Origin of the sequence: Dialister sp. UBA1703 (genome assembly GCA_002320515.1) — a bacterium.
In the GTDB taxonomy this organism is placed as follows: domain Bacteria; phylum Bacillota; class Negativicutes; order Veillonellales; family Dialisteraceae; genus Dialister.
On the sequence record DCJJ01000030.1, the window covers coordinates 1 to 5,314 of the forward strand.

A 5,314-nucleotide genomic window follows, 5' to 3' on the forward strand; every position below is an offset into this window, starting at 1 on the left:
GCCCCCTGAGCGAAGCGAACACAACCCTTCTACACAACCTGCGGCGTCAGCCGCGCCCCTTTTTTATAAAAATTGCGGCGCCAGCCGCCACCACCACCCTCTGAACCCTCTGAACCCGGGGCCGCACAGCGGCCCCGTTTCATGTATAAAAAATCATTTCCCATATTGACGTGATTGTCGATTTATACTACCATAGATTCAAACTATCAAATGCCTTATAGGGAGTTTCTGCCTATAGAGCCATAGAAGGAGGAGTACGCATGATTGAAGTTTTAGTAAACGGCGCAGCCGGACGCATGGGCAGTGAAGTAGTTCGCTCTGTGATGGCTGAAGAAGGATTGGAGATGGCCGGCGCTGTGGATCCCGGCGCTGCAGGAAAGGACCTGGGTGAGGTCGTAGGCTGCGGTCATAACGGCATTACCATTGCACCATCCCTGGCAGAGGCTTTCAAAGTCAAGAAGCCGGACGTGGTGGTGGATTTCACCAGCCCGAAGGTCATTTATGAAAATGCGAAGTTCGTCCTTGAAAATGGAGTGAATATGGTGATCGGCACCACCGGCCTTACCGCTGAGCAGAGGGAGGAGCTTTCTGCCATCGCTGCCAAAACCGGTGCCAACGGCCTTGTGGCTCCGAATTTCTCCCTGGGCGCTGTGCTTCTGATGAAGGTGTCTGCAGAGATTTCTAAATACATGCCGAATGCAGAAATCATTGAACTCCATCATAACCACAAGTATGATGCGCCCTCCGGCACGGCGAAGCTCACTGCCGAAAAGATGGCAGCTGCCCGCACCGGCGCTCCGGAACCTGATGAAACAAAGGAAAGCCTTCCCGGCGTCCGTGGCGGTAAGTATGAAGGCATTACCATCCATTCCGTCCGCCTGCCCGGTTATGTGGCCCATCAGGAAGTGCTCTTCGGCGGTTATGGGGAAATCCTGACGCTCCGTCATGATTCTCTGGCCAGAAAGTCCTTTATGCCCGGCGTCATGCTGGCCTGCAAGAAATGCATGACCGTCAAGGGCTTTGTATATGGTTTGGAAAATTATCTGGAATGAGGTGCTTTTATGAGTAAACTGCCACGCGTAGCAGTCCTTGGCGCCACCGGCGCTGTGGGACAGGAATTTATCCGCCTTTTTGAAGAAAGGGATTTTCAGTTCGCATCCCTGAAGCTTCTGGCTTCCAAACGGTCCGCCGGAAAAAAGGTACTGGTGAAGGGTAAGGAATACATCGTAGAAGAAGCAAAGCCCGAATCCTTTGAAAATATCGACATCGCTCTCTTTGCCGGCGGAAGCATCAGCAAGACCCTGGCTCCGGAAGCTGCCAAACGGGGCGCCGTAGTCATCGACAACTCTTCCACCTTCCGTATGGATCCGGAAGTACCGCTGGTCATTCCGGAAATCAACCCGGAAGATATTGCTAAACACAAGGGCATTATCGCCAACCCGAACTGCTCCACCATTATCATGCTCATGGCGCTGAAGCCTATTTACGATATTTCCAGAATCAAGCGGATTATCGTAAGCACCTACCAGGCCGTTTCCGGTGCCGGCAAAGACGGCATTGACGAACTCCTGGACGAAGCGGCGGCCATTGCCAAAGGGGAAACCTACGAACCGAAGATTCTTCCCTCCGACAGCCTGCCCAAGCATTACCAGATCGCCTACAACGTAATCCCCCAGATTGATGTGTTCCTGGATAACGAATATACCAAGGAAGAAATGAAGATGGTGAACGAAACCCATAAGATTTTCCACGACGACACCATCGCCATTACGCCTACCGCTGTCCGCGTACCGGTTATCCGGAGCCATGCGGAATCCATCTATATAGAAACAGAAGATCATGTCACCACCGACCAGGTGGAGAAAGCCATCCAGGGCTTCAAGGGAGCCCAGCTGGTGGATGACATTGCCAACATGATTTACCCCATGCCCCTGGACACTTCCAATAAGACCGATGTGGCTGTAGGCCGTATCAGGAAGGATTTGTACTGCGAAAACGGTATCAATCTCTGGGTATGCGGTGACCAGATCCGCAAAGGGGCTGCCCTCAATGCGCTGCAGATTGCAGAGTACATGATGAATCATGATATGATTTAATATTGGATCTTATTGCAGAGGGGAAAGGTTCTTAAGATTGATCGGCCGGTGGCGCAAGGGGCCATCCCATGACCGGTGCTGCCTCGATTTCTTCCCGCCCTCACTTGCGCGCATTCTGCATAGAATGCGCGAGTCGGCCAAAGTTGGCCCTTAGCCTGCACATTAAAGGGCGCCTTCCTTTTATTTGGCCGACCGACCATCCTGACCCCGGGTGAAGAATCTTGGTACATGTAGATAGTGACACTTACTAGTCCACTAGTCCACCAGATCACTAGCCCACCAGCTTACTAACATATATAAAAGGAGATACTAAAAATGGCAACAGCAAAATTTGGACGGGTTATTACCGCCATGATTACTCCATTTCTTGAAGATGGTTCCGTAGACTATGAAGGAGCGGCCGCACTGGCCAGGCACCTGGTGGCCCACGGTTCCGAAGGCATTCTGGTAGGCGGCACCACCGGTGAAGGCGCCACCATGACCACAGAAGAAAAACTGAAACTTTATAAAACCATTGTGGATGCTGTAGGCAGGAATGCGCCGGGTAAAAAAGTTCCTGTTATGGGAAATATCGGCACTATCAGCACAAGGGATACCATCCTTTTCGGCCGGGAAGCAAAGAAAACGGGCATCGACTGCGCTCTTGCCATTGTTCCTTTCTATGTGAAACCGAACCAGGAAGGGATGTACCAGCATTTCCGCGCTATTGCCAAACATGTGGATCTGCCCATTGTCCTCTACAATGTTCCGGGACGCACCGGTGTATCCATCCAGCCTGAAACAATCAAGAGAATTGTGGATGAATGCCCCAATGTGGTAGGTATTAAAGACGCCACCGGCAACTGGGACCAGGTAACGAAGGAAAAGACTCTGCTGCCCGATGATTTCATGATTTACAGCGGCGACGACGCATTCACCCTGCCTATTCTGGCAGGAGGCGGCGTAGGGGTCATTTCTGTTGCCAGCCATGTGATTGGTGATGATCTTCTGGCCATGGTGGATGCTTTTGAAAAGGGAGATCTGGAAAAGGCAAGATCCCTTCATCTGAAAATGTATCCCATTATGAAAGGCATGTTCTTCGTTGCCAGCCCGATTCCTGTCAAGACAGCAGTCAACCTCATCGGTCAGCCTGGCGGCCATTTCCGTCTTCCCATTGTAGAACCGTCGGAAGAAGAAAAGAATCACGTATACCAGATGCTGAAAGATTACGGCGGACTGGTAAAATAATAGAAAAAGGCTTTCCTATGGGAAGGCCTTTTTGGTTGGAGGAACTATGAAATTTCTACATTCAGTAAAAAAACGGACTGCCTGCCTTATGATTTCCCTTTTTTGCCTCTCCTTCGCTGCCCCCGGCGCGCCGGTACTGGCCAGAGAGGGGATGCATCAGGATTATACCCTGGAAAAGGTGGTGATTTTCAGCCGGCACAATCTGCGTTCGCCTATGTCCACAGACAATGAAAAAAGAAACGCCCTCACCCCTCATCATTGGCAGAAAGGGGAAGGAAATCCGGGGGACCTCTCCAAGCGGGGCGGGATTCTGGAGACCATGATGGGACAGTCTATGAAAGACTATTTCAAAGAAGAGCATTTTGATATTTTCAGAGAACCGGTCCGCTTCTATTCCGACTCCGATGAACGTACCATTGCCACCGCCCGCTTTTTTGCCACAGGTCTTGCTCCCACAAAGGATATTTCCATCATCCACAGGAAAGAAGGGGAGAAGGACCCGGCCTACGGCACCGCGCTACCTGCAGATATGAGCGCCTCTGCGGTGTCAGAGCTCCAAAGCAGGGAAGAAACCTGGACAAAGGATTTCCTTCATACCCATGAAAAAGAACTCCGCAGGGACTTCAAAGAGATGGAAAGAGTGCTTGATATATCCCGCTCTCCTGCCGCCATTTCCGGTGAGTTCAAAGGATTTGACCCCTATGACTGCAGGGTCCATATGGAAGCAGGGAAAAAGCCGAAAATGACAGGCTCAATCAAAACGGCCCATTTCTTAAGCGATTCCCTGCTTATCCGGTACTATGAAACGGAAAATGATAAAGAAGCGGCCTTCGGGCACAACCTGTCCTTTTCGGACTGGGCCAAAATAGGGGATTTGAAAGACGACTTCGGCCTCATCCTCTACGGCATGCCTGGCGCCGCCCGCCTCATGGCATCGCCCCTCCTTCAGCTCATCCACAGGGAAATCATGGACCCCGCTTCCCCATTCACCTACATCTGCGGCCACGACTCCAACGTATCCGTCATCCTGGCATCCCTTGGCACCAAGCCCTACAGCCTTCCCGGCTCCCTTGAAAAAAGAGTCCCCTTCGGTGTGAAAATCCTCATCGAAAAATGGAAAGGTGAAGACGCAAAGGCCTACGGCACAGTAACCCTTCTCTACTACACCGCAGAACAGATGCGGCACCTCCACGTCCCCGGCATGCATAACAGGCTCACCTTCTTCCCCCTCCATTTTGAAGGAATCGGAGAAAATGAAGACGGCATGATGAAATGGGAAGAGGTGGAGAAAATGTTCAGAGGGGCATGAGGGACACGCCTTTGGCGTGAGGGTTCAGAAGATTCAAAAGGGAAGGTGGGCGTGCAGCCGTGGAGCGTTTGTATTCCTAAAGGGACCTGCGGCCTTTGGACGCAGAGGGGCGTATGGCCCTGTGCTAACGCACGGGCCAAGGGTTGTGGTCGCTTACGCGGCGGGGGCGGAGGCCTTGGTGGGCGTCCTTAAAATAATAAAGAACGTCTCTTATAATAAAACCAGGGAGCCGCCCTGACGGGCGATGGAAATGCGGCCCCCCCTTTGGTGGCTGCGCCACCACCTTCCCCCCCAGCTTCGCTGGTGGGACTATGGGTGCTTACCAATGTGCCACATGACTCTACAGGAGAGCGTAGAGTGGTCTATTTTCCCCTCTGGGGGGAAGTCCGGCGCAGCCGGATAGGGGGTGGCCGCCGGAGGCGGCCAATTCACCGTAATGCATAGCAAGAATTAAGTAGCAGGAGGGTATTACCGTAACGCAGGCTCCTTCCTCTGGAAGGAGCTGCCCGATAGGGCTGAGGATAGGGGGCTGTGAAAAAATACAGAAATGACACCGTTGCCACTCCACCTCACTGTCATTTCGACGGTCAGTCAACCGACAATAGGAAAGCCTCTTATTGGGCAGGTTAGGGAAGCACTGATTAATTCGCAGAATCGAATTTCATATGAATTTTTATCCAAT

Annotated in this window: 4 protein-coding genes; all 4 read left to right on the plus strand. The window is 52.0% G+C overall.

What is annotated here, in order from left to right:
* Window positions 1-260 precede the first annotated feature (260 nt).
* The 4 genes from dapB to B2Y11_RS01590 all read left to right on the plus strand — a co-directional run bounded on the left by dapB (window position 261) and on the right by B2Y11_RS01590 (window position 4,632).
* Window positions 261-1,052, plus strand: a complete 792-nt coding sequence (dapB, locus tag B2Y11_RS01575) for a 4-hydroxy-tetrahydrodipicolinate reductase (RefSeq protein ID WP_291055297.1) — start codon at window positions 261-263, stop codon at window positions 1,050-1,052.
* 9 nt (window positions 1,053-1,061) lie between these two features.
* The gene (locus tag B2Y11_RS01580) at window positions 1,062-2,096 is read left to right on the plus strand and encodes an aspartate-semialdehyde dehydrogenase (RefSeq protein WP_291055301.1); all 1,035 of its coding nucleotides are present in this window, start codon (window positions 1,062-1,064) and stop codon (window positions 2,094-2,096) included.
* Window positions 2,097-2,411: 315 nt separating this feature from the next.
* Window positions 2,412-3,323: a 4-hydroxy-tetrahydrodipicolinate synthase gene (dapA, locus tag B2Y11_RS01585; RefSeq protein ID WP_291055305.1), complete on the plus strand. Its 912-nt coding sequence runs from the start codon at window positions 2,412-2,414 to the stop codon at window positions 3,321-3,323.
* A 46-nt stretch (window positions 3,324-3,369) separates the two neighbouring features.
* Window positions 3,370-4,632: a histidine-type phosphatase gene (locus tag B2Y11_RS01590; protein ID WP_291055308.1), complete on the plus strand. Its 1,263-nt coding sequence runs from the start codon at window positions 3,370-3,372 to the stop codon at window positions 4,630-4,632.
* Window positions 4,633-5,314 lie beyond the last annotated feature (682 nt).